This window comes from Arthrobacter globiformis (genome assembly GCF_030817195.1).
Classification (GTDB): Bacteria; Actinomycetota; Actinomycetes; order Actinomycetales; family Micrococcaceae; genus Arthrobacter; species Arthrobacter globiformis_D.
On record NZ_JAUSYZ010000001.1, the window covers coordinates 1,827,931 to 1,853,207 of the forward strand.

Genomic DNA, 25,277 nt, shown 5'->3' on the forward strand with positions numbered 1-25,277 from the left:
GGCGACCGGATCGTCTGTGAACGGCGAGGGGTCCGGAGCTGGGGAGGGGCCTGAAGCTGCCGGGGGAACAGGGCGGTGCCTGCGCTGCGGGCAGCCTGTCCGCGCCGGGGCGAGCTTTTGCGGTGCCTGCGGCACCCCGCTGCCCAACAGGGGAGCCACGGTCAACCGGAGAGCCATGGTCAACAGGGGAGTCCGGTCCGATCGGGGAACCATGCCCAGCCGGGGCGGGAGGCAAGCCGCTCCGATTCCCGGTAGCATCCCGGTAGGGCTGGGGGAAGGATCGGACATGTCAGGCACTCTTGCGCTGGTTCCAGCGGCGCCGGGCAAACGCATCGGCGCAGCCGTCCTCGACTGGCTTGCGCCGGTGGCCATCCTGACGGTTCTGCTGTCCTTCGGGTTCGCAGGCATCACCAGCACGCGGAGCGCCGGACTCATCATTTACGACACAAGCCTGCTTGCACTCCTTGGAAGCATCGGAGCCGGACTGGCCCTTGTCTACGCGTTCGCCGTCGCAGGTGTCGAGGGCCGCTCAGGCAACACCATCGGCAATCAGCTGATGGGCATCCGCAGCGCCGACAAGGACGGCTACGCGCCGGGCCTCGGGGCTGTGTTCCTGAGGGGCACCGTGACCGGCGCCGGCATCCTGCTTGCCGTCCTTGCCGCGGTTCTGGTGGCTGTCTTCAAGTGGTTCGACGCCGCCCCGCTGATCCTGGGGCCGCTGCTGCTTCTCGGAACGGCCTGGGCAGTCGTCATTGTGGTATCCAGCGCCTGGGACCGGAACGGCAAGCTCCGCGGATGGCATGACCGTGCGGCCAAGACCCTTGTCTTCGACGTCGTGAACGGCCGCAACCCCGTGGCCACCGGCGGGATCGAAGGCCCGTACAGCTTCGCACCCCTGGACCTGCCCCCGGTGCAGCAGGTGGCCTCCCCGGTTGCTTCCCGGACCCCGGTTGTCCCGGGCCCGGTTGCTTCCCAAACCCCGGTGGAGCCGCTCCCGCCTGCAGCCCCGGCTGCTCATCCCGATCCTGCTGTTCACCCCGATCCTGCTGTTCATCCGGAAACTGCTGTTCATCCGGACGATGCGATGGACCGAACCCGGGTCCGCGCCGGCGTGCGCCAGGACGCGCCTGAGGCGGTGCTGAGGATAACGCTCGACGACGGCCGCGACTTCCGCCTGGAACGGACCGTCCTGATAGGCCGCAATCCCGCCCCGGCCGCCGGGGAATCGCAGGCGCAGCTGCTGCCGGTTCCGGATCCCGGCAGGACCATTTCCAAGACGCACCTCCACCTGCTCACCGACGGCACCGGCCTCTGGGTCACCGACCGTCATTCAACCAACGGCAGCGCCGTCACCACACCCGACGGCATGCGCACGGCGCTGCAGCCGGGCGTGCCCGCATATGTCAGCCCCGGAACCACAGTTCATTTCGGGGACCGCACCTTCAACGTAGGACACGCATGAATTCACAGCAGGTGGCCGGAACCCCAGGGACCGGCGGCGAACCCGGCCTCAGGCTGAGCTACGGCCACGGAACGGACCGGGGCCTTCGCCGCGAGCTCAATGAGGACTCGTACATTGCCTCGGATCCGGTGTTCGCCGTCGCTGACGGCATGGGCGGCCATGAAGCCGGCGAGGTAGCCAGCGGCATGTGTGTGCAGGCGCTGGCACAGCTGCCGCAACTGGCCACGGGGGAGCGGACAGCCACCGCGGGAGTGGTGCAGCAGTACCTGGCCAGCGCCGACGAATCGATCCGCTCCGCCACCGGCTCGCGGGCCGGAACGACGCTCAGCGGCGTGGTGGTGGTGGAGCAGATGGGTGTTCCCTACTGGCTGGTCATGAACATCGGGGATTCCCGGACGTACCGGCTGAGCCAGGGCCGGCTCTCGCAGGTCAGCGTGGATCACTCCGAGGTCCAGGAGCTCGTGGAGAGTGGCGAGATCACCGCCGAGGAGGCCGCGGTTCATCCCCGCCGGCACGTCGTGACGCGCGCGCTGGGCGCCGGCGACGAGACTGAAGCCGACTACTGGCTCCTGCCCATTGAGGAAGGTGACCGGATGATGGTGTGCTCGGACGGTCTTAACGGGGAACTGACGGACGGACACATGCTGGAGATCCTCAGCACGGTCGAGGACCCCCAGGAGGCCGTGGATGCCCTGATCCAGGCAGCGCTGCGGCGCGGAGGCCGGGACAACATCACGGTGATCGTCATCGATGCCAGGAACGTGCTCAACGATGCCGGAATCGCGACGACGGCTCCCCGGACCGCCGCCGACGCGGAAGAGGAGGACACGCTGCCGCGTGCCGGAAGCGAGGACGCTGCCAATGGCCGCAGCTAGCTATGTCCCCGGGGGATGGCTGGGCCTCATCCGGTCGGGAACTGCGGTGATCCTCGACCCCGCCACTCCCGCCCCGCTGGTCAGCACGGTGTGGGATCTGCTGGCGAAAGGCCCGGACGCATCCGAGGTTCTTCATGCCGTGGCCGGAGGGTTCGGTGCGCCGCTGTCCGCCAGCCCGTGGTTCGGAATCATCGGGTTCAGTGACTCGCTGCGGGTCTTCCTGCGCGGCGACATCGACCTGACAGTCCAGCTCCCGTCGGGCCCCGTGATCCTCGACGGCCGGAATGTCACCACCTGGACCGAGCGGTGGCTGGATGCAGCCGAGTGGTTCAGCGTGGCGGTGCCCGAAGACCCGTCAGCGCAGTCCGCTCCGTCAGAGCCGGGCTCCGTTGCTGGCATGCCGGCCGCCGCCCTGCCTGTTGCTGAATTGCCCGTGGTGGAAGGGGCGGTGCTGCTGCAGTCCCTGCGCGTCAGCGTCACCGGACCCGGGGGTGCCCCGCCACTCCGGCCGGAAACTGCTACAACGTCTGCTGCTGCAACGTCTGCTCCTACAATGTCTGTTGCTGCCACGTCTATGGAGGTGTCGGCCGAGACAGTTGCCGGGCTGCAGGAAACCGTCACGGGCTTCACTGAAACCGGCGCTGCCACTGCCGGGACACTGCACGAGGAAGCCCTGCCCGAGGAAGCATTGCCCCAGGAAGCACCGTCCCAGGACGCATTGCCCGAGGAACCACCGAGCCGGGAAGACAGCCCAGCCCCCGAATTCACCGGCTCGTACGACCACCTCTGGGACAAGACCGTGGTGCGCCGCATTGAGGACGCCGCCGTGCGGACCGGGGAGGAGGACGACGGCGGTGCTCCCGCGGCCGGGGAGAAGGCAGTTCAGGAAACTGCGGGCCAGGAAGCCGGCCCGCCGGAAGCCGACCAGCCGAACGCCGACCAGCCAGACAATGCCCGTGAGGCAGCAGCTCCGGCGCCTCCGTCGGTGCCTGCGTTGTCGGGCCTGATCGACTCGGTGCCGTGGGCGACCGGCGGCGACCGTGCCCCGGGACCCCAGGTCCCGCCGTCGTTCGTCCCGCCGTCGTTCCTCTCCGTGCCCGAGCCCCGCGGGGCGGCGGAAGGCGACCACGACGGCCAGACCGTCCTCAAGAGCGATCTCCCCGCATCCGGGGCACAGCAGGCAGGGCAGAAACCGGAACCCGGCCAGGGCGCCGCGGCAGGCAACGGCCCCCTGGTGCTCGCCCGGGTGTGTCCCGGCGGCCACGCCAACCCTCCCACCAGCGGCCAGTGCTTTACCTGCGGGGCGCAGCTTCCGGACGTCGCGAGCCAGGTGCCGCGCCCCCGGCTCGGCCGGCTGCGGCTGTCCACGGGGGAGCTGATCGACCTCGAACAGTCGCTCGTGATCGGGCGGCAGCCGTCCGTGTCCCGGGTCCAGGGCGGCACCATGCCGCGGCTGGTCCAGGTTGCCAGCCCCGGCGGTGACATTTCGAGGTCGCACGTGGAGGTCCGGCTGGAGGGCTGGCACGTGATGCTCTGCGACCTGAAGGCAACCAACGGCACCGTGCTGATCCGCGAAGGACAGCCGCCGCGGCGCCTTGCCCAGAACGAAATGGCCATTATTTTGGACGGCGACATCGCAGAACTCGGCGATGACGTTTCCTTGCGCTTTGAGGAGATCCTGTGAGTTCCAAGCGGCCGGCGGCGCCACCGCCCCGCATTCCCGGTTTCAATTACGTCAGCCTGCTCGGATCGGGAGGCTTTTCCGACGTCTACCTCTACGAGCAGGACCGGCCGCGCCGCAAGGTTGCCGTGAAGGTGCTGCTGTCCGGCCTGAAGACTGAGGGCGCCCGCCGCCGGTTCGAGTCCGAGGCCAACCTGATGGCCCAGCTGTCGTCGCACCCTTTCATCGTCACCATCTTTGAAGCCGAGGTGACCGAGGACGGGCATTCCTACCTCGCCATGGAGTACTGCTCCCGGCCCAGCCTTGACGTCCGGTACCGCCGGCAGCGCTTCAGCGTGGACGAGGTCCTGGCCGTCGGCATCCAGGTGGCCTCCGCCGTCGAAACGGCGCACCGGGCCGGCATCGCCCACCGTGACATCAAGCCCGCCAACATCCTGGTCACGGACTACAACCGTCCGGCGCTCACCGACTTCGGCATCTCCGGCACGCTGGCCGGCGACGTCGACGAGGACGCCGGGATGTCCATCCCGTGGTCCCCGCCGGAACAGTTCAGGGACGGCAACGTCGACGGCGTGCTGGTGGACGTGTGGGCCCTCGGCGCCACGCTGTACACGCTGCTCGCCGGACGGTCGCCGTTCGTGCTGCCGGGCGCCGACAACTCCCAGCGTGAGCTCATTTCGCGCATCGCCAACATGCCCGTACCCCGGCTGAGCCGCGCCGACGTGCCGGAGTCCCTTGAACTGGCCCTGGCCACGGCGATGGCCAAGTCGCCGGCCTCGCGCTATTCGTCGGCCCACGCTTTCGCCCTGGCGCTGCAGCGGATCCAGGCCGAGCTCAACCTGTCCGTCACGCCTTTCGAGGTGCTCGAGGAACGTCTGCCGGAGGACGTGCACCTGGATGACGGCGTGGAGGAGACCCGCGTCCGCAACGTCGCGTCCATCGACCCGGACCGGACCGGAAGCGCCCCCACGTTCCCGGCCCGCACCAAGCCGCTGGACGGGGGAGCCGCGTCGGCGCCGGGCCCGGCTGTACCGGGACTTGTCGTACCGACGCCGGGGCCGGTCAGTGGGCAGGCACCGGGCATCCCGCCGTCGGCCCCTGCGACAGCGGGACGGACAGCGGCACGCGAGCCGGCAGCTGACGACTGGGCCGAGGCCACGGTCCTGCGAAGCAATAAGCCCCAAGCTGCGGAGGATGATGCACCCGGCCAGCCGGGGGACCAGCCGGCAGACCACGGGAAACGCAACCTGTGGCTCGCCATCTCCGGCGGAACGCTCCTGGCGCTGGCGGTCATCGTGGGCATCGCGGTGGCATCGTCCGCGCCGGAGCCGCAGGCCCGGCCCACCGAAACGGTCAGCAAGCCGCCCGCCGACGCCATCGACGACGGGTCCGTGCCCGACGTCGCCAAGCTGGCCGGCAGCGCAGGCGCGCAGGGAAAGGTCCGGTTCACCTGGGCCAACCCGCAGCCGAAGCCCGGGGACACCTACAAGTGGCGGATCAAAACGGTCAAAGGCGGCGGCAGCTACCTGTCGACGTTGGCCACCCGGGTGGACGTCACGGCGAACCCGGCGGAACCCACCTGCGTCCAGGTGATCATCGTCCGCAGCGACGGATCCGCATCGCCCGCCGGCGAGGACTCCATCGCCTGCCTTTAGCACTCTGCAGCGGCAGGCCCGAGAAGCATCAACTGCCGCCCAGCATCAACAGACCCAACGACAAGACGGGAAAACATGGGAGACCTGGCCATAGATTTCTGCGGCGAGTGGTACGAACCCACTGATGAGGACATCTTCAGCATCGGCCGCGAAGGCGACCTCGAGGTGGACGACAACCCGTACCTGCACCGGCGTTTCCTGCAGATTGCCAGGTACGACGGCATCTGGTGGCTCAGCAACGTGGGCAGCCGGCTCTCCGCCACGGTGGCCGACGGATCCGGCGGCATGCAGGCCTGGCTCTCACCCGGCGCCCGGCTGCCGCTCGTCTTCAGCCACACCAGCATCATCTTCACGGCCGGACCCACCACCTACGAATTCGCTGTCCACCTGAAAACGCCGTCGTTCCGGCAGGAGACCAGCAGCGAAACCAGCGGCGGCGACACCACCATCGGCCCGGTGGTCTTCACGGACTCCCAAAAAGCTCTCATCGTGGCGCTCGCCGAGCCCATGCTCCGGCGCGAAGGCACCGGCTTCAGCGCCATTCCGTCCTCCGCAGAGGCGGCCCGGACCCTGGGCTGGGCCATCACCCGGTTCAACCGGAAGCTGGACAACGTGTGCGACAAACTGGACCGGGCCGGGGTGGCCGGCCTTCGCGGAGGCGGCGGCAAGCTGGCCACCAACCGCCGGGCACGCCTCGTGGAGCACGCGGTCACCTCGCACCTGGTCACCGCCGACGACCTCCACCTCCTGGAAAAGATGCGCGGGGACGGCGAAGCATGAGGATCCGACTGACCCTGCGCCGGGACCCTGCCGAGGCCAAGGATCTGGCCGTCACCGTGGACGGCCGCGCCACCGTCGCGGACATCGCCACCGAGCTGTGGACCGCCGACCCCGCCCGGCGGCAGGAGACCGCTCCGCCGAACCTCTCACTCCGGATCGACGAGGCATTCGTGGCCGGCGGCATGCGCGGCATCGTCCTCGACCGGGCGGACAACCTCCTCGAATCCGGGCTGCGGCCCGGGTCCGTCGTTTCGCTCACCCAGGTGAGCGACCAGTTCGGTAACCCGAACGACGCCGGCCGTGCCGCGGACCGCGGCCCCGCCGCGGCGACGCTCCGGATCGTCTCCGGGCCCGACGTCGGCCGGGAGTTTTCGCTGCCCTCCGGCACCAGCTACATCGGGCGGGACCGGAACGTGGACGTCCGGCTCACCGACCCCCTGACGTCGAAGCGGCACGCCCGCATCACCGTGGGGGAGAGCATCGAGATCGTCGACACGAACTCCGCCAACGGCCTCCAGATGGACGGGCTGCCCGTCACCCGGGCCACCCTGAATTCCTCCGACACCGTAACCCTGGGCGACACCGAGCTGACCGTGGTGCCGCTGGCGCGCAGCGGTGCGGCAGCTCCGACGTCGCCCCTCGTGGACTTCAACCGTTCACCGCGGGTGGTGCCCCGGTTCGCCCCCGGCAAGCGGGTGCCCCCGGCCGGGCCCAAGCGGCAGGACCACCACCCCTTCCCCTACATCATGCTGATCGCGCCGCTGATGATGGGCGCGGTGCTGTTCGCGGTGACCCAAAGCCTGCTGTCCATGCTGTTCATGCTGATGATGCCGCTGTTCATCGTGGGCCACTACGTGGACCAGAAGCTGCAAAACAAGCGCGAACGCAAGGAGCAGCTGAAGCAGTTCAGGGAGGCCATGGCAGCCTTCCGGCAGGACACCACTGAGCTGCAGCGCGTGGAGCGGGCCGTCCGGCTCCAGGAAGCGCCGTCCGTCAGTGACACCGTTGACTCGATCTACAAGCTTGGCCCCCTGCTCTGGACCCACCGGCCGGAACACTCCGGCTTCCTGGCCCTCCGGTTCGGGCTCGGCACGGTGCCGTCCCGGATTCCGTTCGAGGAACCGAACACCGCGGAAACCGAGACGGAGTACCGGCGCGAGATCGAGGACTGCCTGGACCAGTTCCGGCACATCGAGGGCGTGCCGGTGGTATCCCAGCTGCGGTCCGCCGGCTCGTTCGGCCTCGCCGGGCCGCGCGGACTCGTCGATGACGTGGCACGGGGAGTGGTGCTCCAGCTCGTGGGCCTGCATTCCCCGGCGGAAGTAGCCGTGGCCGCCATCACCTCGGCACGGTCCAGGGAACGCTGGAACTGGCTGCAGTGGCTGCCGCACGTAGGCTCGCGCCACAGCCCGCTCGGCGGTGACCACCTTGCTGCAGGCTCGGCAGGCGGCACCAGCTTGCTGGCCCGGATCGAGGACCTCGTGGAACTCCGGGAAACCACGATGCGTTCGCAGGGCCCAGTGCAGGGCGCCGCGCAACGGCCCGCCATCCTCGAAGAAACCGCGGACGTTCCGCCGCCGGTGCTGCCCTCGGTGCTGGTAATCGTCGAGGACGACGCGCCGGTGGACCGCGGCCGGCTGACCCGGCTCGTGGAGCGCGGACCCGATACCGGTGTCCACGTGCTGTGGGTGGCTGCCGGCGTCGAATCCCTTCCGGCGGCCTGCCGCGACTTCATGGCGGTAGACGGCGAGCACGGCACCACCACCGGCCAGGTCCGGCTGGGACGCCACACCTACCCCGTGAGCTGCGAAAGCCTCGACGCCGAACTCGCCGGCCAGCTGGCCCGCATGCTCTCGCCCCTGGTCGACGCCGGAAAGCCGGTGGAGGACGACTCGAACCTGCCGCGGGCTGTGTCCTATGCGGCGCTGGTGGGCAAGGACTTCCTCGACAACCCGCAGGCCGTGGCCGAGCGCTGGCAGGAGAACAACTCCGTCCGCTCCACCGCTGTGGCCAACCGCAAGGACAACGGCTCGCTGCGTGCCCTGGTGGGGTCCAAGGGCGTGGAGCCCCTGCACCTGGACCTCAAGAACGAGGGCCCGCACGCCCTGGTGGGCGGCACCACCGGCGCCGGCAAGTCGGAGTTCCTGCAGTCCTGGGTGATGGGCATGGCCACTGCCTACAGCCCGGACCGCGTCAGCTTCCTGTTCGTGGACTACAAGGGCGGCGCCGCGTTTGCCGACTGCGTCCGCCTCCCGCACACCGTGGGCCTGGTCACCGACCTCTCTCCGCACCTGGTGCGCCGCGCCCTCACCTCGCTGCGGGCCGAGCTCCGCTACCGGGAACACCTGCTCAACAGGAAGAAGGCCAAGGACCTGCTCGCGCTCCAGCGCGAGGCCGATCCCGAGGCCCCGCCCTACCTGGTGATCGTGGTGGATGAATTCGCTGCCCTGGCCACCGAGGTGCCCGAGTTCGTGGACGGCGTGGTTGACGTTGCCGCCCGCGGCCGGTCCCTGGGGCTGCACCTGATTCTCGCCACCCAGCGGCCCGCCGGTGTCATCAAGGAAAGCCTGCGTGCCAACACCAACCTTCGGGTGGCGCTGCGCATGGCCGACGAGGACGACGCCACGGACATCCTTGGCGTTCCGGACGCCGCCTACTTCGACCCCTCCATACCGGGCCGCGGCGCGGCGAAAACCGGCCCGGGCCGCATCCAGGGTTTCCAGACCGGTTACGCCGGCGGCTGGACCACCGAACGCCCGCAGGGCCCGCAGATCGACATCGTGGAGATGGCCTTCGGATCGGGTCCCGCGTGGGAAACACCGGCCCCCGATACCGCCGTGCAGGACGAACCCGCCGGGCCGAACGACATCGCCAGGATGACCGCCAACGTCATCGCCGCCGCGGACCTGCTGGCCATCGAGCCACCGCGGAAGCCGTGGCTGAACCAGCTGGCCACGACCTACGACTTCTCCCTGCTGCCCAACCCGCGCACGGATGAACGGCTCCTGCTGGGAGTTGCGGACGACCCCGCCCACCAGGACCAGCCGACCGTCTTCTACGAGCCGGACAAAGACGGCAACATGGCCATCTACGGCACGGGCGGCTCGGGCAAGTCCGCGGCGCTGCGGGGGATCGCCATCGCGGCCGCCGTCACGCCCCGCGGCGGCCCCGTCCACGTCTACGGGATCGACTGCGGCTCCGCCGGGCTGAAAATGCTCGAGGAACTCCCGCACGTGGGCGGGATCATCGACGGCGATGACGTGGAGCGGGTGGGCAGGCTGCTGCGCTGGATCCGCGACCTCGCCGAGGACCGGGCGAGCCGTTTCGCCGAGGTGCGTGCCTCCACCATCGGGGAGTACCGCACGCTCGCCGGGCTGCCGGATGAAAAGCGCATCTTCGTGCTGGTCGACGGCATGTCGGCCTTCCGCGAGGCCTATGAGTACAGCAAGCTCTCCGGCCTCTGGGACATCTTCCTGCAGCTGGCGACGGACGGCCGTCCCCTGGGCATCCACCTCGTCGTCACCGGTGACCGCCCCAACTCGGTCCCGGCGTCGTTGCTCGCCTCCATCCAGCGGCGGCTGGTGCTCCGGCTGTCCGCCGAGGACGACTACCTGACCATGGACGTGCCGAAGGACGTCCTCGGCCAGGCCTCGCCTCCCGGCCGCGGGCTGCTCGGCGGCCATGAGGTGCAGCTCGCTGTCCTGGGCGGCAACTCCAACCTGGCCCTGCAGGCGCGTGAAGTGCACAAACTCAGCGAGGCCATGCTCCGCCAGGGCGTGGAAAGGGCTCCGCGGATCGAGCGGCTGCCCGAGCAGATCGACCTGGACATTCTGCCTGCCGGACTGCCGGACCTTCCCGTGATCGGTGTGGACGACGAAACACTGCAGCCCGCCACGCTCATGGCCAAGGGCCCGCTGCTGCTCGCCGGCCCGCCCGGCGCCGGCCGCACGGTGGCCTTGGTGACCATGGCCTACGCGCTGCGCCGGTCCAACCCCGACACCGAACTGGTTTACCTAGCCGCCAGGAAGTCCGCAGTGGCGTCCCTGCCGGTCTGGGACCGCTCGCTGGTGGGGGCCGACGACGTCGAGGAGGCGGTGGAAGCGCTCACGGACCACGCCTCGGCCAATCCGGGCAAGGTGGCCATATTCATTGAGGGACTCACGGAGTTCACGGACACCCTGGCCGAGTCCGGCATCGAAAGGCTCGTGGCCGCGTCCATCAAGGCCGACCAGTGGGTCGTGGGGGAATCCGAAACCTCCACCTGGTCATCGGCGTGGTCGCTGGCGCAACCGTTCAAGTCGGGCCGGCGGGGACTGCTGATCAATCCGGGCGATATCGACGGCGACAGCCTCCTCAATACATCGCTCGGACAGGTCGGCACCGACTTCATTCCGGGGCGCGGCTACATCGTTGGCAGGGGCAAGGTCCGCAAGCTCCAGATCGCGCTGCCGCCGGAAAACCGGCAGTAGTCAATTTGGCGCGCCGCGCGGGACTGTAGGAAGATACCCGGGACAAAACTCGGCGCGGGGTGTCCTGCGCGGCTGCAAAGGTACTTCCATGATCCGAATCACTCGTCTGCGGGGCGCCCTGCTGCCCGGAATTACCGCCGCCATGCTGGCGATTACGGTGGTGGCCGGCGCTGCCGGCGCGGCCCGGGCAGCCTGCCTGCCGGAGCAGCAGTGCTCTGAATCGCCGGTACCGATCGCCCCGCCGTCGTCCGGTTCACCGGCTCCGACGACGGCGGCTCCCGTCCCGACGCCTGCTCCGGCGCCGCCGCCGGCGCAAAAGGCGCCGGCACCTGCCCCCGCCCCTGCCCCTGCCCCCGCCCCTGTGCAGCCAAAGGCGCCGGGCGTTGCCCCGGCACCGGCGCGGCCTGCCCCCGCGCCTACCCTCACACCCTTGGTCGCCCCAACATTCAATGGCGGAATGGCGGCCGACGCTGTTCAGGTGGCAACACCCGCGGCCGTTCCGGTCACCTCTGCCTCCTCCAGCCCGGACCCGTCGTCGTCCACGACCATGGCCGAGTCCAGCTGGACCAAACCGATCGCCACACCGGCAGCCAGCCAGGCTGCCGCGGTCGTGTCCGTGGAAAAGAGTTCCGGCATCGGCATCTTCGGCCTGTTCGCCATCATGGGAGGCGTCCTGCTGGTGGGCCTGGGCGGGCTGGCCTTCGCCCTGTGGAGCCGGAACCGCCCCGGTCACTGGTAGGCGGCCCGCCGCCGCGGCAAAATGTCCGGGCTGTAAGGCAAGATAGGTCTGTGAGCACATCATCAGGCCCCACAGACATTGCAGCCACCGGAACTGACCAGCTTGAGCCGGAAGCCATTCCCTCTGAGTCGGTGCGGGATGAGTACGAGAACCTGGCGGACCTCGTCCGGAAGTACCGCTTCGCGTACTACCAGGAGGACGAGCCGCTCGTCTCCGATGCCGAGTTCGATACTCTCTTTCGCCGGCTGGAGGAACTCGAGGCGCTGCATCCGGAGCTCGTTTCCAATGACTCGCCCACCCAGGAGGTTGGCGGGGAAGTGTCCGCGGCATTTGCCGCAGTCGAACACCTCCAGCGGATGTACAGCCTGGAGGATGTGTTCTCCATCGGGGAACTCGAGGCCTGGATCGCGAAGGCCGAGGCAAGCGTCGCCAAGCTCGGCAACGGCAGCGCCGGCCCCACCTGGCTCACCGAACTCAAGATTGACGGCCTGGCGGTCAACCTGCTCTACCGCGACGGCAAACTCGTCCGCGCGGCCACCCGCGGTGACGGCTACACGGGCGAGGACATCACGCACAACGTGCTGACCATCAAGGAAATCCCGCAGCAGCTGAGCGGCGGAAACTTCCCGGCCGAAATGGAGGTCCGCGGCGAGGTCTTCATTCCATCCCAGGCCTTCGCCGAATTCAACGAGGCACTGATCGAGGCCGGCAAGGCGCCCCTGGCCAACCCGCGCAACGCCGCGGCCGGCTCGCTGCGCCAGAAGGACCCGGCGGAAACCGCCAAGCGCCCGCTGCGCATGTACGTCCACGGCATCGGCGCCCGTGAAGGGCTGGCAACGGTAAGCCAGTCGGACACCTACCGCCAGCTCGCCGAATGGGGCCTGCCCACCAGCCCATACTTCGAGCTCCTCGGGAGCCTCAAGGAAGTCCTCGACTTCATCAAGCGCTACGGCGACAAGCGGCACAGCCTCACCCACGAAATCGACGGCATTGTGGTCAAGGTGGACGACTTCGCCACCCAGCGTGCCCTCGGGTATACGTCCCGCGTACCGCGCTGGGCCGTGGCCTACAAGTATCCGCCGGAGGAAGTCCACACCAAGCTGCTGGACATTGCCGTGAACGTGGGCCGCACCGGCAGGGTCACCCCCTTCGGCATCATGGAGCCCGTCAAGGTGGCCGGTTCCACCGTGGGAATGGCCACCCTGCACAACCAGGATGTGGTCAAGGCCAAGGGCGTGAAAATCGGCGACATCGTGGTGCTGCGCAAGGCCGGGGACGTCATCCCGGAGATCGTGGGGCCGGTCCTTGCCCTCCGCGACCAGCAGGATCCGCCGGTCCGGGACTTCGTCATGCCCACAGAATGCCCTTCCTGCGGCACGCCGCTGGCCCCCGGGAAGGAAGGGGACGTGGATATCCGCTGCCCCAACTCGCGCTCCTGCCCGGCGCAGCTGCGTGAACGGGTGTTCCATGTGGCCAGCCGTGGTGCCTTCGACATTGAGGCGCTTGGCTGGGAGGCCGCCATCGCGCTGACCCAGCCGGCCGAGCCCGAAACCCCGCCGCTGACCAGCGAGGCCACCCTGTTCCGGTTGACGCGGGAGGACCTCGCCGCGGTCCGCATCCGGCGAGAGAAGCGGTCCAGGGGCGTGGGCACGGGTGAATTCGAGCTGGTCCCGTACTTCTTCAGCAAGGGCACGGCCAAGTCGCCGTCGAAGCCGACGGCCACCACCGAAAAGCTCTTCGCTGAACTGGAGAAAGCCAAAACCCAGCCGCTGTGGCGTGTGCTGGTTGCGCTGTCCATCCGGCACGTCGGGCCTCGGGCGTCGAGGGCGCTCGCCACGGCGTTCGGCTCGATGGATGCCATCCGGCAGGCCTCGGAAGAGCAGCTCGCGCACGTCGACGGTGTGGGCCCGGTCATCGCCGCGGCGCTGAAGGAATGGTTCGCCGAGGAGTGGCACCGCGAAATCGTTGACACCTGGGCAGCCGACGGCGTGCGGATGGAGGACGAGCAGGACGAATCCGTTCCGCGGACCCTGGAAGGGCTGACCATCGTGGTTACCGGAAGCCTCGAAGGCTTCAGCCGCGACGAGGCCAAGGAAGCCATTCTCATCCGGGGCGGCAAGGCAGCAGGTTCCGTCTCAAAGAACACCAGCTACGTCGTGGCGGGGGAGAACGCCGGAACCAAGCTGGACAAGGCCGAGCAGCTCGGCCTGCCGGTGCTGGACGAGGACGGGTTCCGCGAGTTGCTGGCCAACGGACCGGCGCCTGCCGGGGAAAATAGTGAGGCGGAGGCTGACGATCCCGAGGCAACCGCCAATCCGCGCGACCAGGAGGACTCCGAATGACGCAAGACCTGACCGACCCCCGGGACCTCAACGGGCTGCTCGCAGTAGCCAAGGCGGCTGCGGCCGCCGGTGCCGGTGTTCTCGCCGAACGCAGCCACGGAGCCCTGGACTCAGGGACGGTGACCAACAAGGGCGAAGCCGGCGACTGGGTTACCGCCTTCGATGTGGCCGCGGAGGAAGCCGTGCGCACGGCCATCCGCAGCGCGCGTCCCGGCGATGCGATCACCGGCGAGGAACACGGGACAACCCGTCCGGAGGAACCGACCGGGCTGCGGTGGTCCATTGATCCGCTCGACGGCACCACCAACTTCATCCGCAATATCGTCTACTACGCCACCTCGGTGGCCGTTGCCGATTCCGACGGCGTGTGGCTGGCCGGCGTCGTACACGCCCCCGCGCTGGGACGCGTGTACTACGCCTCAAGGGGACAGGGCGCGTGGCTGGAGCAGGGCGGGAAGCGGTTCCAGCTCACCGGTCCGGTTCCCGGCCGCACCGGCCAGATCCTGTCCACCGGCTTCAGCTATGACCCTGAGGTGCGCGCAGAACAGTTTGCGGCGCTGGGGAGCTTCGTGGACGGCTTTGCGGACGTACGGCGGCTCGGCTCGGCGGCCCTGGATCTCTGCATGGTCGCCGACGGCACTGTCGATGCCTTCGGCGAGCGGGGACTGAATGAGCACGACTTCGCCGCCGGCGCGCTTGTGGCCGAGGAGGCCGGATGCTGGGTCCGGCGTCCCCGGCTCGCCAGCCCGCTCCTCGGCGGACCCTCCGCCGAGGAACGGCTGTCCGCCTGGACCTGCGCGGGCACACTGGAGATGTCCGGCAAGTTCCCGCTGTAGCCGGGCGGTCCGAGCTCTGGCCACTTACGGCCAGGGCCTGGTTCACATGCGCGGCGGAGTCAGGTTGTAGCGCGCGATAATGTCCGGCAGCCAGGGCGCCTCAGCGAAGCGCAGGCCGAAGTGGGCCGCGAGTTTCTCGATCGTCTCAGGGTCCGGAAGCCCGGCTTCGATGTGGTTGGCAAACCCCCAGAAGAAGTGTTCAAATCCGGCCGGGCTGATCACCTCTATCATCCGGGCAGGCACCTTGCCCGCGTTCCACATGGTGTGAAGTTCATTCCGTGGCTTCGTGATGTACCCGCCAGCACCCAGGACCGCCTCGCGGTCACCGGACCGGAACCCTATTTCGCCCTCGATGACGATCGAGTACTCGTCTTCGCGGGTGTGGATGTGCGGAGGCACCAATGCGCCGACCGGGAACGGGTGCTCCACGATCGAGAGCTTTTGGTCTGTGTCCTCTCCGAAGAGCTTGAACACGACCCCGATGCCGCCAAGTGGTGCCTCTCGTCCCTCACCGGGCTGCACGACGGTAAGTCGCGGAGCCCCTTCCTCGTTCATGGCTCTTCCCTTCAATCGGTGAACTCTGCGGTGCACGAATTATCGTCCCGCCAACCCCGCGGGTCCATACCGAAAACACGGCAGACCAGCCGGCTGCATAAGTGTGGACGAGACGGTTATGCGCCTGACGATCCCGCTGCGGCCAGTGCCCGGAGTAATGGTTCAGCGGCCGCGCCAGTCCGTAGTGCTCGCGGACCGTCGCCTGACCGTGATAGTTCAGTCACGGAAACAGCTGTTTCGCACCGCGCACCGGCCGGCCGCCACTACCATTGACGGGTGCAGCCGCAGATCACCGTCCGTCCCGCCGTCCCCGCCGACTTTGCGGCCATCGCCCGCATCACCCGGGACGCTTATCTGGCGGCCGGCTACTTCGAGACCGCGGACCATCCGTACATGAAGCAGATCCAGGACGTGGCCACCCGCGCGGAGCGGGCCACCATCTGGGTGGCAGAGCGGGCCGGCACGATCGTCGGCTCGGTGACGCTGGCGCTTGCCGGCGAGAAGTATGCCGACATCGCCCTGGACGACGAGCTTGAGTTCCGCATGCTGGTGGTGGATCCAGCCGTACAGCGCAGTGGCGCCGGCCTGGCCATGGTCGAAGCGATCATTGCGCACGCCAGATCGCTGGACGGAATCCGAGCCGTGGCCCTGACCACCGGCGGGACCTGGGAGAGCGCCCACGGGCTGTACCGGAAAACAGGCTTCCGGCGGGTGCCCGAGCGCGACTGGTATGTGCCCGGCACCGACATAAAGCTGCTGGTTTTCAGGCTCGACGTCCAGCCGCCTAAAGTGGAGCCGACTTAAAACCCCTAGTGAAAGGCGCAGCATGCGCAAGACGTTTGGCACCGGCTCGGTCTGGGAACAGAAGCTCGGCTACTCCCGCGCGGTGCAGGTGGACAACACGCTCTACATCTCGGCCACCTCGGCCAGCGGCGAGAACGGCATCGTCGGCAGCGACTTCTATGAGCAGACCCGGTTCATCCTGCAGAAGCTGGAGACCGTCCTGGCCGACGCCGGATTCGCGCTCGCCGACGTCGTGCAGTCCAAGCTGTACCTGACGGACATCAGCAAGTGGGAGGACGCGGGCCGTGCGCACGGCGAGGTCTGGGCGGCGGGGCTTAAGTGTTCATTCGCGCTGGGCGGCGGGACTTAAGTGTTCGTTCGCGCTGGGCGGCGGGACTTAAGTGTTCGTTCACGCTTCAGGTGGGGGCTATCGGGGCGGGAGGCCGTAGCGGTGTTCGGGCCGGCCGGTGGTGCCGTACCGCAGCTGGATCTCGACCGCGCCGTCGTCCGCCAGTGAGGACAGGTACCGCTGGGCGGTGGCCCGGGACACGCCAACCCGCCGCGCGACGTCGGCCGCCGAGTACTGCTCGCCGGGAATCAGCGACTCCAGCACCGCCGCCTCCGTCGCCGACCGGGGCTTGGCCGACGGCGAGACGTCCCCCGGAATGAGCGCCCGCTTCGCCCGCTCCACCGTGTCCTGGTCCAGGGCACCCGGCTGGCCAAGGATCCGCCGGTACCGGGCATAGGACCGCAGCTGCTGGGACAGGGACTCGGCCGTGAACGGCTTGAGCAGATACCCGAGGGCGCCCCGCCGGAAGGCCGTCCGCAGCGACGCGGCGTCCGATGCCGCACTGAGAATCATCGTGTCCACGTCCAGCTGATGCAGGAGATCCAGGCCCGAGGCGTCCGGCAGGTACACGTCCAGCAGCACCAGGTCCGGGCGCAGGCTGTGGATGGACTGCAGGGCAAGCGACGCCGAACCCGCCGGCGGCAGCGCAAGGAACCCTGCCACGGAATCCACATAAGCGGCGTGGAGCTTGGCGACGTGGAAGTCATCGTCCACGATCAGCACCCTGAAATCCTCAGACATCCTCGTCCTTCCGTCCGCTATCCATCAGTCTTTGCGTGCCGTGGTGGTTCCCGGCAGCGTTGCCATGAAGACGGCGCCTGGTCCACCAACGTTCCCCGGTTCCAGCACGGTAACGTCGCCGCCGCGCCGGCGCGCCAGTTGCCGTGCAAGTGCCAGGCCCAGGCCCTGGCCGCCCGCGGGGCGGACCTGCCCCTGGAGAGCCCGGCCGCCCGCCGTCGTAAACCCCTCGGCGAACACCGCCTCCGGATCGCCGCCGTCCGGCAGCCCGTCGCCGGAGTCGGCGACGACGAGGTGCAGGATGCCGCCGCCGTCGCCCGCTTCATCCAGCAACTCAAGCTCCACCCAGCGCTCGGCGGCCGTACCGGCCACCGCCGCGTTGACCGCGTTGTCGATCAGGTTTCCGAGCACCGTGGTGACGTCCTGCGGCTCCGTCACCTGGCCCCGCACCAGGGTTTCCGGCCCGATCCGCAACGATACCCCCCGCTCGTCGGCCTCCACGCCCTTGGCGCCAATGAAGGCCTGCAGATACGGGTCCTGCAACAGTTCGGCCTGGTCCACGGGGAACTTCAGCGGGCCCGTGGCGGCGAGCCGCTCAAGGTAATCCCGCGCCTGCTGGTGCTGGCCGATACTCATAAAACCGGCGATGGTGTGCAGCTGGTTGGCGAACTCATGCCGCTGGGCGCGCAGGGCCGTGGACATGGTTCCCACCGCGTCGAGCTGGCGGGTCAGGTGCTGGAGTTCGGTGCGGTCACGGAGCATGACCACCCACCCCAGGTCTTCGCGGCGGTGCAGCGCCTTCCGGGCGCTGGCGACGAGGACCTGTTCGCCCGCGACCAGTTCCACTGCCTCGCCCTCCCGGGCATCGGGCAGGGTCAGGGCCTTGAGCCGGGCCGGCACCGGGGCGTCCTGCCAGAGCTGGCCGGCGAGGTCTGGCTGGCCGAGGAGGCGCTGTGCGGCGGCGTTGAACACGCTGATGCGGCCGTCGGCAGAGATGCCCACGACACCTTCATCCACACCCTCCAGGACCGCCACCTGATCATGCACCAGCGCGCCGATTTCCTCCGGTTCCAGGCCGAGCGTGAGCCGCTGCAGCCGGCGCCGGAGCAGGAACGACGCCAGGACCCCCGCCACCAGCGAGCCGGCCGCGGTCAGCACGATCGGCACGATGTCCCGGGCCAGGCTCTGCCCGATGGACTCGGTGGAATAGCCGACGCTGACCTCGCCCACCACGGTCCGGGAACCGGAACCGGAACCCCCGCCGGAACCCGTGCCGGAAGCCGAACCGGGTGCAAAGACGGGGACCTTCGCCCCGGCCGACGGACCCAGCGTGCCGGTGTTGCGGGTGGTCACCTCGCGGCCGGCAAGCGCCTCGGACGGGTCCGTACTTACGCGCTCGCCCAGCCGGTCGGCGTCGGGATGGGCCAGCCGGAGGCCTGTTTCGTCGGTAATCACCACGAACAGGGCGCCGGTGCGGGCCCGGGCGCCCTCGGCCACTGCCATGAGCGGCCCGGTCTTCAGCTCTGCGGGCGGGGGAGTACCGGCCTGCCGGCTGATGGCCTGCACGTTGGCACGGACCGAAGGGTCCGAGGCCACGGTCCGGGCCAGCGTCAGTGCCTGGTTTTCCGCTTCACGGCCCAGCCGTTCAAATGTCAGCCAGGCATGCACCGCGCCACTGAGGAGCACAACGAGGAGAACCACGCCCAGCTGCAGCAGCAGGGTCTGGGTGGAGAACCTGAGCGGAAGCCTGCCGGCGGGGCTCATCATGGCACTCCTTCATGGGGCGAGCGGGCTGCAAGGTGTTTTGGGCTGGCAGCTGTGTTTGTAGCGGCGCGGAGGCGTTTGAGCAAAATGCGCAAAATGCTCCCAATAAGCAGTATGCCAATCAATTGAGCCAAAGGCACTGCCGTGACCGGGGCCACTCTAACGTCTGTAGTACGCATCACACCGGGGTGGTGCTGTTCACTTAGAAGGAGCCGGCTGTGCTGGTATTACTTGGATTCGCCATGATCGCGGTTTTCATGGTGCTGATCATGACGAAGAAGTTGACGCCAGTGCTGGCGCTGATCATCGTCCCCACCGTTTTCGGTCTTTTCGCAGGTGCCGGCCTCGGCATCGGCGACATGGTCATGGACTCAATGAAGTCCATGACCTCCACCGCGGCGCTGCTGATGTTCGCCATCATCTACTTCGGCCTGATGATCGACGTCGGGCTGTTCGATCCGCTGGTCCGGTTCATTCTGCGCAAGCTCGGCAATGATCCCGCCAAGGTGGTCCTGGGCACCGCGCTGCTGGCCGCTGCCGTGTCCCTCGATGGCGACGGCTCCACCACCTTCATCCTCACCACCGCCGCCATGCTGCCGATCTACCTCCGGCTGAAGATGAGCCCCGTGGTCCTCACCTGCGTGGCCGGCCTGGCCAACGGCACCATGAACATCGTTCCTTGGGGCGGCCCCACGGCCCGCGCCGCCAGCGCCCTGAAGATCGACGTCAACGAGGTCTTCGTCCCCATGATCCCGTCGCTGATCGCCGGTCTCGCCGTCGTCCTGGTCTTCGCCTGGGTCCTCGGCCTGCAGGAACGCAACCGCCTCCGTGCCACACAGCCCGAGATGTGGGGAACGCCGGAGACGGCTGAAGCGTTCGACGGCGGTGCCCCCGCCGGCCGCGGTGGTTCGGGCGGTTCCGGTCGTGGGTCTGCACCTGTCCCCGCAACGGGAGGCCCCGCCGTCGGCGGTTCCCCTGAAGGTTCATCCGTCGCCGTCCTGGAACGGACCGAGATCCTGGTCGACGACAGCGACACCGCCATGGCGGACACCGCACTGGACCCCAACCGCAAGACCCTGCGCCCCAAGCTGCAGTGGTTCAACCTGGCCCTCACCGTCGCCGTCATGGGCATGCTCATCGCCGACCTCGTGCCCCTGCCGTACGTCTTCATGGTGGGCTCAGCCATCGCCCTGCTGGTGAACTTCCCGCACGTCAAGGACCAGGGCGCGCAGCTCGTGGCCCACGCACCGTCGATCGTCGCCGTCGTCAGCATGGTCATGGCAGCTGCAGTCCTCACCGGTGTCCTGACCGGCACCGGCATGGTCGAAGCGATGTCCGCCTGGCTGGTCCAGATCATCCCGTCCAACATGGGCCCGTTCATGGCAGTCATCACCGGCGTCCTCAGCATCCCCATGACGTTCTTCATGAGCAACGACGCCTTCTACTTCGGCGTGCTGCCCGTCCTGAGCGAGACCGCCGCCCACTACGGCATCAGCGCAGCCGAGATGGCCCGTGCCTCCATCACCGGCCAGCCGTTCCACATGCAGAGCCCGCTGGTTCCCGCGATCCTGCTCCTGGTCTCGCTGGCCAAGGTAGACCTGGGCGACCACCACAAGAAGGTCCTCTGGCGGAGCGCAGTCGTCGCCCTCGTCATGCTCGGAGTAGGGATCCTGACCGGAGCAATCGGCATCCACTGATCCGTCAGTTGCCGCGGCCCTGCCGCGGCCGACAGTGCCCGCCTGGCACCCGCTACAGGGTGCCAGGCGGGCACTGTCGTTTGCCACGTAGACTAAGGGGAAACCAACTACATTGCAGGGGAGATCCATGGCTGCGATCAACCGTGACGACGTCGCGCACCTAGCGCGGCTCGCGCACATTGAGATGAGTGCTGAAGAGCTGGACAGGATGGCCGGCGAACTTGCCGTCATCGTAGACGCGGTGAAATCCGTGAGCGAGGCCGCAGGTGACGGCGTTCCGGCCACTTCGCACCCGATTCCGCTGAGCAACGTGTTCCGCGAGGACGAAGTGGGCCACACGTTCACCGCCGAGCAGGCACTCTCCGGCGCTCCGGACTCGGACGCAGACCGCTTCAAGGTTCCGGCAATCCTGGATGAGGACTAGAACATGACTGAAACCAACAGCACGGAACTCATCCGTCTTTCCGCAGCCCAGCTGGCCGCGAAGCTCGCCGCCGGTGAGGTCACCGCCGTCGAGGTCACCCAGGCGCACCTGGACCGCATCGCCGCCGTCGACGGGGGAGAGCGCGGCGTCAACGCGTTCCTCCACGTCAACACCGAGGAGGCGCTCGCCGTCGCGGCCGAGGTGGATGCCATCCGCGCAGCCGGGGGGCAGGCCGCCGAGGAACTGCACGAGCTCGCCGGCGTTCCGATCGCCGTCAAGGACCTCATCGTTACCATCGGCCAGCCCACCACGGCCGGTTCCAGGATCCTCGAAGGTTGGCACAGCCCGTACGACGCCACCGTCGTCAAGAAGCTGCGGGCCGCCAAGATGCCGATCCTGGGCAAGACCAACCTGGACGAGTTCGCCATGGGCTCCTCCACGGAGCACTCGGCCTTCGGCCCCACCCGCAACCCGTGGGACCTGGACCGCATCCCCGGCGGTTCCGGCGGCGGGTCCGCAGCCGCCGTCGCCGCCTTTGAAGCTCCGCTGGCCTTGGGCACGGACACCGGCGGATCCATCCGCCAGCCCGGCGCCGTCACCGGCACCGTGGGCGTCAAGCCCACCTACGGCGGCGTCTCCCGCTACGGTGCGATCGCCATGGCGTCCTCGCTGGACCAGATTGGGCCCGTTTCGCGCACGGTCCTGGACTCGGCGCTGCTGCAGCAGGTCATCGGCGGCCACGACCCCCACGACTCCACCTCCCTGCCGGACCCGCTGGGCGACCTTGTGGCCGCTGCGCGCCTAGGCAACGTGGATGGCATGAAGATCGGCATCATCAAGGAGCTCCACGGCGAGGGCTACCAGGCCGGCGTCGAAAACCGCTTCAACGAAGCCCTTGAGCTGCTCAAGGAGGCGGGTGCGGAGATCGTTGAGGTGTCCTGCCCCAACTTCCAGTACGCGCTGGGTGCCTACTACCTGATCATGCCGTCCGAGGCCTCCTCCAACCTGGCCAAGTTCGACGGCGTCCGCTACGGGCTGCGTGTGCTCCCCGAGGATCCGCCGATGACCATCGAGCGCGTCATGGGCGCCACCCGCGCCGCAGGGTTCGGTGATGAGGTCAAGCGCCGCATCATCCTGGGCACGTACGCGCTGTCCGCCGGCTACTACGACGCCTACTATGGCTCCGCGCAGAAGGTCCGCACGCTCATCCAGCGTGACTTCGAGGCTGCCTTCGCCAAGGCCGACGTCCTGATTTCCCCCACGGCGCCCACCACAGCGTTCAAGCTGGGCGAGAAGCTCGATGACCCGCTGGCGATGTACCTCAATGACGTCGCCACCATCCCGGCCAACATGGCCGGCGTCCCCGGGCTGTCGCTGCCCGGCGGCCTGGCTGACGAGGACGGACTGCCTGTCGGCATCCAGCTGCTGGCGCCGGCCCGCGAGGACGCCCGCCTCTACCGGGTGGGCGCTGTCCTGGAATCCCTGTTGGAAGCGAAGTGGGGCGGTCCGCTGCTGGACAAGGCCCCGGCGTTGGTTGAGCTTGTCGGAACCCAGGAGGCAAAATAATGAGCGCTGACGCGATTCTGAGCTTCGAAGAAGCTATGGAGAAGTACGACCCCGTCCTGGGGTTCGAGGTCCACGTTGAACTCAACACCAAGACCAAGATGTTCTCCTCCGCGCCCAACGTGTTCGGCGACGAGCCCAACACCAACGTCAACGAGGTGGACCTGGGCATGCCCGGCGTCCTGCCGGTGGTGAACAAGACCGCGGTGGAGTCCTCCATCAAGATCGGCCTAGCGCTGAACTGCAAGATCGCCGAATCCTGCCGCTTCGCCCGGAAGAACTACTTCTACCCGGACACCCCGAAGAACTTCCAGACGTCGCAGTACGACGAGCCGATCGCATATGACGGCTACCTGGACATCGAACTCGAGGACGGCACCGTGTTCCGGGTCGAGATCGAGCGCGCGCACATGGAGGAGGACGCCGGCAAGCTCACCCACCTCGGCGGCTCGGCCGGACGCATCCAGGGCGCGGAATACTCGCTCGTGGACTACAACCGCGCCGGCGTTCCGCTCGTGGAGATCGTCACCAAGCCGATCGAGGGTGCCGGTTCCCGCGCCCCCGAGCTCGCCAAGGCCTACGTCGCGGCCGTGCGTGAAATCGTCAAGAACCTCGGCGTCTCGGACGCCAAGATGGAGCGCGGCAACGTCCGCTGCGACGCCAACGTTTCGCTGCGCCCGCACGGCCGCGAACGCTTCGGCATCCGCTCGGAGACGAAGAACGTGAACTCACTGCGCGCCGTCGAACACGCCGTCCGCTACGAGATCCAGCGCCACGCCGCCGTCCTGGACTCCGGTGAGCCGGTGATCCAGGAAACCCGCCACTGGCACGAGGACACGCGCACGACGACGTCGGGCCGGGCCAAGTCCGACGCCGACGACTACCGCTACTTCCCGGAGCCGGACCTGGTCCCCGTGGTTCCCTCCCGGGAGTGGGTGGAGGAGCTCCGCGCGACGCTCCCCGAGCCGCCGGCCGAGCGCCGCAAGCGGCTGAAGCAGGACTGGGGCTACTCGGACCTGGAGTTCCGCGACGTCGTCAACGCCGGCGTGCTGGACGAGATCGAGGAAACCATCGCCGCCGGGGCCACGGCATCCGTGGCCCGTAAGTGGTGGATGGGCGAGATCGTTGGCCGCGCCAAGAACGCCGACGTCGACCCCGGCCAACTGGGCATCGAACCGGCCACCATCGTCGAACTGAGCCGCATGGTGGAAGCGGGCAAGATCAACAACAAGATGGCGTCCGCGGTGCTGGACGGCGTGCTCGCCGGCGAAGGCACCCCGGCCGAGGTCGTCGAGAAGCGCGGCCTGGCCGTGGTCTCGGACGACGGCCCGCTCCTGGAAGCCATCGACGCAGCCCTGGCGGCGCAGCCGGACGTGGCCGACAAGATCCGGGGCGGCAAGGTGCAGGCCATCGGCGCCATCGTCGGCGGCGTCATGAAGGCCACCCGCGGGCAGGCCGACGCCGGCCGCGTGCGCGAGCTGATCCTGGAGAAGCTCGGCGTCACCGTTTAGCGGTTTGTCACCCAACTGGGTCGCAGTTGTGGGGGTTCTGAGCGCTCAGAACGCCCTGTGCTGCGACCCAGTTGGGTTTAACCGTGGCTGAGCCGGGCCATGATGTCCTGCAGCGCCTCGCACACCACCCGGACCGAGGCGCGCTTGAGGTTCTCCGGGCGCGCCAGGATATCGATCCGGCGCCGGGTGCTGATCCCGTGCAGCGGCCGCAGCACGATGTCCGGGTTCAGCACCGGCCGCGCGGTGTGCCGCGGCAGCAGGCCGATCACGCTTCCGGAGGCCACCAGCGCCGCCACCGTGGAGTAGTCATTGATCCGGTGCACGATGTTCAGTTCCCGGCTGGAGACCGCGGCGACGGCGGACAGCACGTCCGCGGGGGAGTAGCCGGCGCGGCTGGTCACCCAGGGCTCGCCGACGACGTCGGACGCTGTCAGCGCCGCCTGGCCCGCCAGCCGGTGGCCGGCCGGCAGCGCCACGTCCAGCGGCTCATGGGCCAGCGGTATCACCGCCACCCTTTCCTCCGGCCACTTGGGGCTGTGGTCCATCCGGTGCGCCAGCACGAGGTCGTACCTCGCCGTCAGCGCGGGGAAATCCTGCTGGGCCACGTCCTCGTCGGAGAGCAGCACCTTCGGCTTGTCCGGGCCGTCCAGAAGCCGCGCCAGCGGCGCGAACAGCGCCTGCCCGGCACTGTGGAATCCGCACACTGTCACCGGGGCCACCGTTGAGCTGTGGTACGCACCGATCGCCATCCGAGCGTCGGCCATGGCGCTGACGACGGCGGCGCCCGCGTCCGCGAGCACCTGGCCGGCCTCCGTGAGGACCAGGTTCCGGCCCTCCTTGCGGGTCAGCGGCACCTCGACGCTTTTTTGCAGCTGGGCGAGCTGCTGGGACACGGCGGAGGGGGTGACGAGCAGGGTATCGGCCACGGCCTTGACGCTTCCCAGCGCGCCAAGCTCCCGCAGCATTTCGAGCTGGTGGATCTCCATGCGCCCCATCCTATTCCTTAGCAATTCCTTAATCGTCGATTGAGAAAATTCCCCTTGTGCTAACGGGT

The 25,277-nt window shown here is 68.4% G+C and carries 19 protein-coding genes; 15 read left to right on the plus strand and 4 right to left on the minus strand.

The window, feature by feature from the left end; all coding sequences use genetic code 11:
• Nucleotides 1-16 precede the first annotated feature (16 nt).
• From QF036_RS08250 to QF036_RS08290, 9 genes are all read left to right on the plus strand, one after another.
• Entirely contained in the window at nucleotides 17-1,462 is a 1,446-nt protein-coding gene (locus tag QF036_RS08250; RefSeq protein ID WP_373460117.1) for an RDD family protein, read from the plus strand.
• The gene (locus QF036_RS08255) at nucleotides 1,459-2,337 is read left to right on the plus strand and encodes a PP2C family protein-serine/threonine phosphatase (RefSeq protein ID WP_307100856.1); all 879 of its coding nucleotides are present in this window, start codon (nucleotides 1,459-1,461) and stop codon (nucleotides 2,335-2,337) included. Before QF036_RS08250 ends, QF036_RS08255 begins: the two co-directional genes overlap by 4 nt.
• Nucleotides 2,324-4,021, plus strand: coding sequence for an FHA domain-containing protein (locus tag QF036_RS08260; protein WP_307100857.1), 1,698 nt, complete (start codon nucleotides 2,324-2,326; stop codon nucleotides 4,019-4,021). The genes QF036_RS08255 and QF036_RS08260 overlap by 14 nt, the downstream gene beginning before the upstream one ends.
• Complete coding sequence (locus QF036_RS08265; RefSeq protein ID WP_307100859.1) at nucleotides 4,018-5,673, plus strand: serine/threonine-protein kinase; 1,656 nt, start codon at nucleotides 4,018-4,020, stop codon at nucleotides 5,671-5,673. The genes QF036_RS08260 and QF036_RS08265 overlap by 4 nt, the downstream gene beginning before the upstream one ends.
• Nucleotides 5,674-5,748: 75 nt before the next feature.
• On the plus strand, nucleotides 5,749-6,453 hold the full coding sequence (locus QF036_RS08270) for a hypothetical protein (RefSeq protein WP_307100861.1): 705 nt from the start codon (nucleotides 5,749-5,751) through the stop codon (nucleotides 6,451-6,453).
• Complete coding sequence (locus QF036_RS08275) at nucleotides 6,450-10,922, plus strand: FtsK/SpoIIIE domain-containing protein (protein WP_307100863.1); 4,473 nt, start codon at nucleotides 6,450-6,452, stop codon at nucleotides 10,920-10,922. Before QF036_RS08270 ends, QF036_RS08275 begins: the two co-directional genes overlap by 4 nt.
• An 88-nt stretch (nucleotides 10,923-11,010) precedes the next feature.
• Nucleotides 11,011-11,661, plus strand: coding sequence for a hypothetical protein (locus QF036_RS08280; protein WP_307100865.1), 651 nt, complete (start codon nucleotides 11,011-11,013; stop codon nucleotides 11,659-11,661).
• 77 nt (nucleotides 11,662-11,738) lie between these two features.
• Nucleotides 11,739-14,003: an NAD-dependent DNA ligase LigA gene (ligA, locus tag QF036_RS08285; RefSeq protein WP_307105847.1), complete on the plus strand. Its 2,265-nt coding sequence runs from the start codon at nucleotides 11,739-11,741 to the stop codon at nucleotides 14,001-14,003.
• Nucleotides 14,000-14,839 (plus strand): inositol monophosphatase family protein, encoded by an 840-nt coding sequence (locus QF036_RS08290; RefSeq protein WP_307100867.1) that lies wholly within the window; start codon nucleotides 14,000-14,002, stop codon nucleotides 14,837-14,839. Before ligA ends, QF036_RS08290 begins: the two co-directional genes overlap by 4 nt.
• A gap of 42 nt (nucleotides 14,840-14,881) precedes the next feature.
• Here the strand turns inward: QF036_RS08290 and QF036_RS08295 are convergent, their stop codons facing one another.
• Complete coding sequence (locus tag QF036_RS08295) at nucleotides 14,882-15,394, minus strand: cupin domain-containing protein (RefSeq protein WP_307100869.1); 513 nt, start codon at nucleotides 15,392-15,394, stop codon at nucleotides 14,882-14,884.
• A 276-nt stretch (nucleotides 15,395-15,670) separates the two neighbouring features.
• On the opposite strand from QF036_RS08295, the gene QF036_RS08300 reads away from it, so the two are divergent.
• Nucleotides 15,671-16,198: a GNAT family N-acetyltransferase gene (locus QF036_RS08300; RefSeq protein WP_307100870.1), complete on the plus strand. Its 528-nt coding sequence runs from the start codon at nucleotides 15,671-15,673 to the stop codon at nucleotides 16,196-16,198.
• Nucleotides 16,199-16,220: 22 nt separating this feature from the next.
• Entirely contained in the window at nucleotides 16,221-16,547 is a 327-nt protein-coding gene (locus QF036_RS08305; protein WP_307100872.1) for a Rid family hydrolase, read from the plus strand.
• 57 nt (nucleotides 16,548-16,604) lie between these two features.
• Here QF036_RS08305 and QF036_RS08310 read toward each other — a convergent pair whose 3' ends face one another.
• On the minus strand, nucleotides 16,605-17,267 hold the full coding sequence (locus QF036_RS08310; protein WP_307100874.1) for a response regulator: 663 nt from the start codon (nucleotides 17,265-17,267) through the stop codon (nucleotides 16,605-16,607).
• A gap of 24 nt (nucleotides 17,268-17,291) precedes the next feature.
• Nucleotides 17,292-19,031 carry a sensor histidine kinase gene (locus QF036_RS08315; protein ID WP_307100876.1) on the minus strand — a complete coding sequence of 580 codons (1,740 nt, stop codon included), beginning with the start codon at nucleotides 19,029-19,031 and terminating at the stop codon, nucleotides 17,292-17,294.
• A gap of 215 nt (nucleotides 19,032-19,246) precedes the next feature.
• On the opposite strand from QF036_RS08315, the gene QF036_RS08320 reads away from it, so the two are divergent.
• The 4 genes from QF036_RS08320 to gatB all read left to right on the plus strand — a co-directional run bounded on the left by QF036_RS08320 (nucleotide 19,247) and on the right by gatB (nucleotide 24,223).
• Nucleotides 19,247-20,725, plus strand: coding sequence for a CitMHS family transporter (locus QF036_RS08320; RefSeq protein WP_307100877.1), 1,479 nt, complete (start codon nucleotides 19,247-19,249; stop codon nucleotides 20,723-20,725).
• A gap of 127 nt (nucleotides 20,726-20,852) precedes the next feature.
• Entirely contained in the window at nucleotides 20,853-21,149 is a 297-nt protein-coding gene (gene gatC / locus QF036_RS08325) for an Asp-tRNA(Asn)/Glu-tRNA(Gln) amidotransferase subunit GatC (protein WP_003802035.1), read from the plus strand.
• 3 nt (nucleotides 21,150-21,152) lie between these two features.
• On the plus strand, nucleotides 21,153-22,715 hold the full coding sequence (gatA, locus tag QF036_RS08330) for an Asp-tRNA(Asn)/Glu-tRNA(Gln) amidotransferase subunit GatA (RefSeq protein WP_307100879.1): 1,563 nt from the start codon (nucleotides 21,153-21,155) through the stop codon (nucleotides 22,713-22,715).
• A complete protein-coding gene (gatB, locus tag QF036_RS08335) occupies nucleotides 22,715-24,223 on the plus strand; it encodes an Asp-tRNA(Asn)/Glu-tRNA(Gln) amidotransferase subunit GatB (protein WP_307100882.1) in 1,509 nt (502 codons plus the stop codon). Before gatA ends, gatB begins: the two co-directional genes overlap by 1 nt.
• Before the next feature lie 77 nt (nucleotides 24,224-24,300).
• Here gatB and QF036_RS08340 read toward each other — a convergent pair whose 3' ends face one another.
• Complete coding sequence (locus QF036_RS08340; protein ID WP_307100884.1) at nucleotides 24,301-25,209, minus strand: LysR family transcriptional regulator; 909 nt, start codon at nucleotides 25,207-25,209, stop codon at nucleotides 24,301-24,303.
• Nucleotides 25,210-25,277 lie beyond the last annotated feature (68 nt).

Excerpts from the sequence above, each read along its gene's own strand:
- QF036_RS08260 (WP_307100857.1), top strand. The coding sequence starts at position 2,324 with ATGGCCGCAGCTAGCTATGTCCCCGGGGGATGGCTGGGCCTCATCCGG.
- QF036_RS08310 (WP_307100874.1), bottom strand. The coding sequence starts at position 17,267 with ATGTCTGAGGATTTCAGGGTGCTGATCGTGGACGATGACTTCCACGTC.
- QF036_RS08305 (WP_307100872.1), top strand. The coding sequence starts at position 16,221 with ATGCGCAAGACGTTTGGCACCGGCTCGGTCTGGGAACAGAAGCTCGGC.
- gatA (WP_307100879.1), top strand. The coding sequence starts at position 21,153 with ATGACTGAAACCAACAGCACGGAACTCATCCGTCTTTCCGCAGCCCAG.
- QF036_RS08270 (WP_307100861.1), top strand. The coding sequence starts at position 5,749 with ATGGGAGACCTGGCCATAGATTTCTGCGGCGAGTGGTACGAACCCACT.
- QF036_RS08275 (WP_307100863.1), top strand. The coding sequence starts at position 6,450 with ATGAGGATCCGACTGACCCTGCGCCGGGACCCTGCCGAGGCCAAGGAT.
- QF036_RS08315 (WP_307100876.1), bottom strand. The coding sequence starts at position 19,031 with ATGATGAGCCCCGCCGGCAGGCTTCCGCTCAGGTTCTCCACCCAGACC.
- QF036_RS08295 (WP_307100869.1), bottom strand. The coding sequence starts at position 15,394 with ATGAACGAGGAAGGGGCTCCGCGACTTACCGTCGTGCAGCCCGGTGAG.
- QF036_RS08340 (WP_307100884.1), bottom strand. The coding sequence starts at position 25,209 with ATGGAGATCCACCAGCTCGAAATGCTGCGGGAGCTTGGCGCGCTGGGA.
- QF036_RS08280 (WP_307100865.1), top strand. The coding sequence starts at position 11,011 with ATGATCCGAATCACTCGTCTGCGGGGCGCCCTGCTGCCCGGAATTACC.
- QF036_RS08290 (WP_307100867.1), top strand. The coding sequence starts at position 14,000 with ATGACGCAAGACCTGACCGACCCCCGGGACCTCAACGGGCTGCTCGCA.
- gatC (WP_003802035.1), top strand. The coding sequence starts at position 20,853 with ATGGCTGCGATCAACCGTGACGACGTCGCGCACCTAGCGCGGCTCGCG.
- QF036_RS08255 (WP_307100856.1), top strand. The coding sequence starts at position 1,459 with ATGAATTCACAGCAGGTGGCCGGAACCCCAGGGACCGGCGGCGAACCC.
- gatB (WP_307100882.1), top strand. The coding sequence starts at position 22,715 with ATGAGCGCTGACGCGATTCTGAGCTTCGAAGAAGCTATGGAGAAGTAC.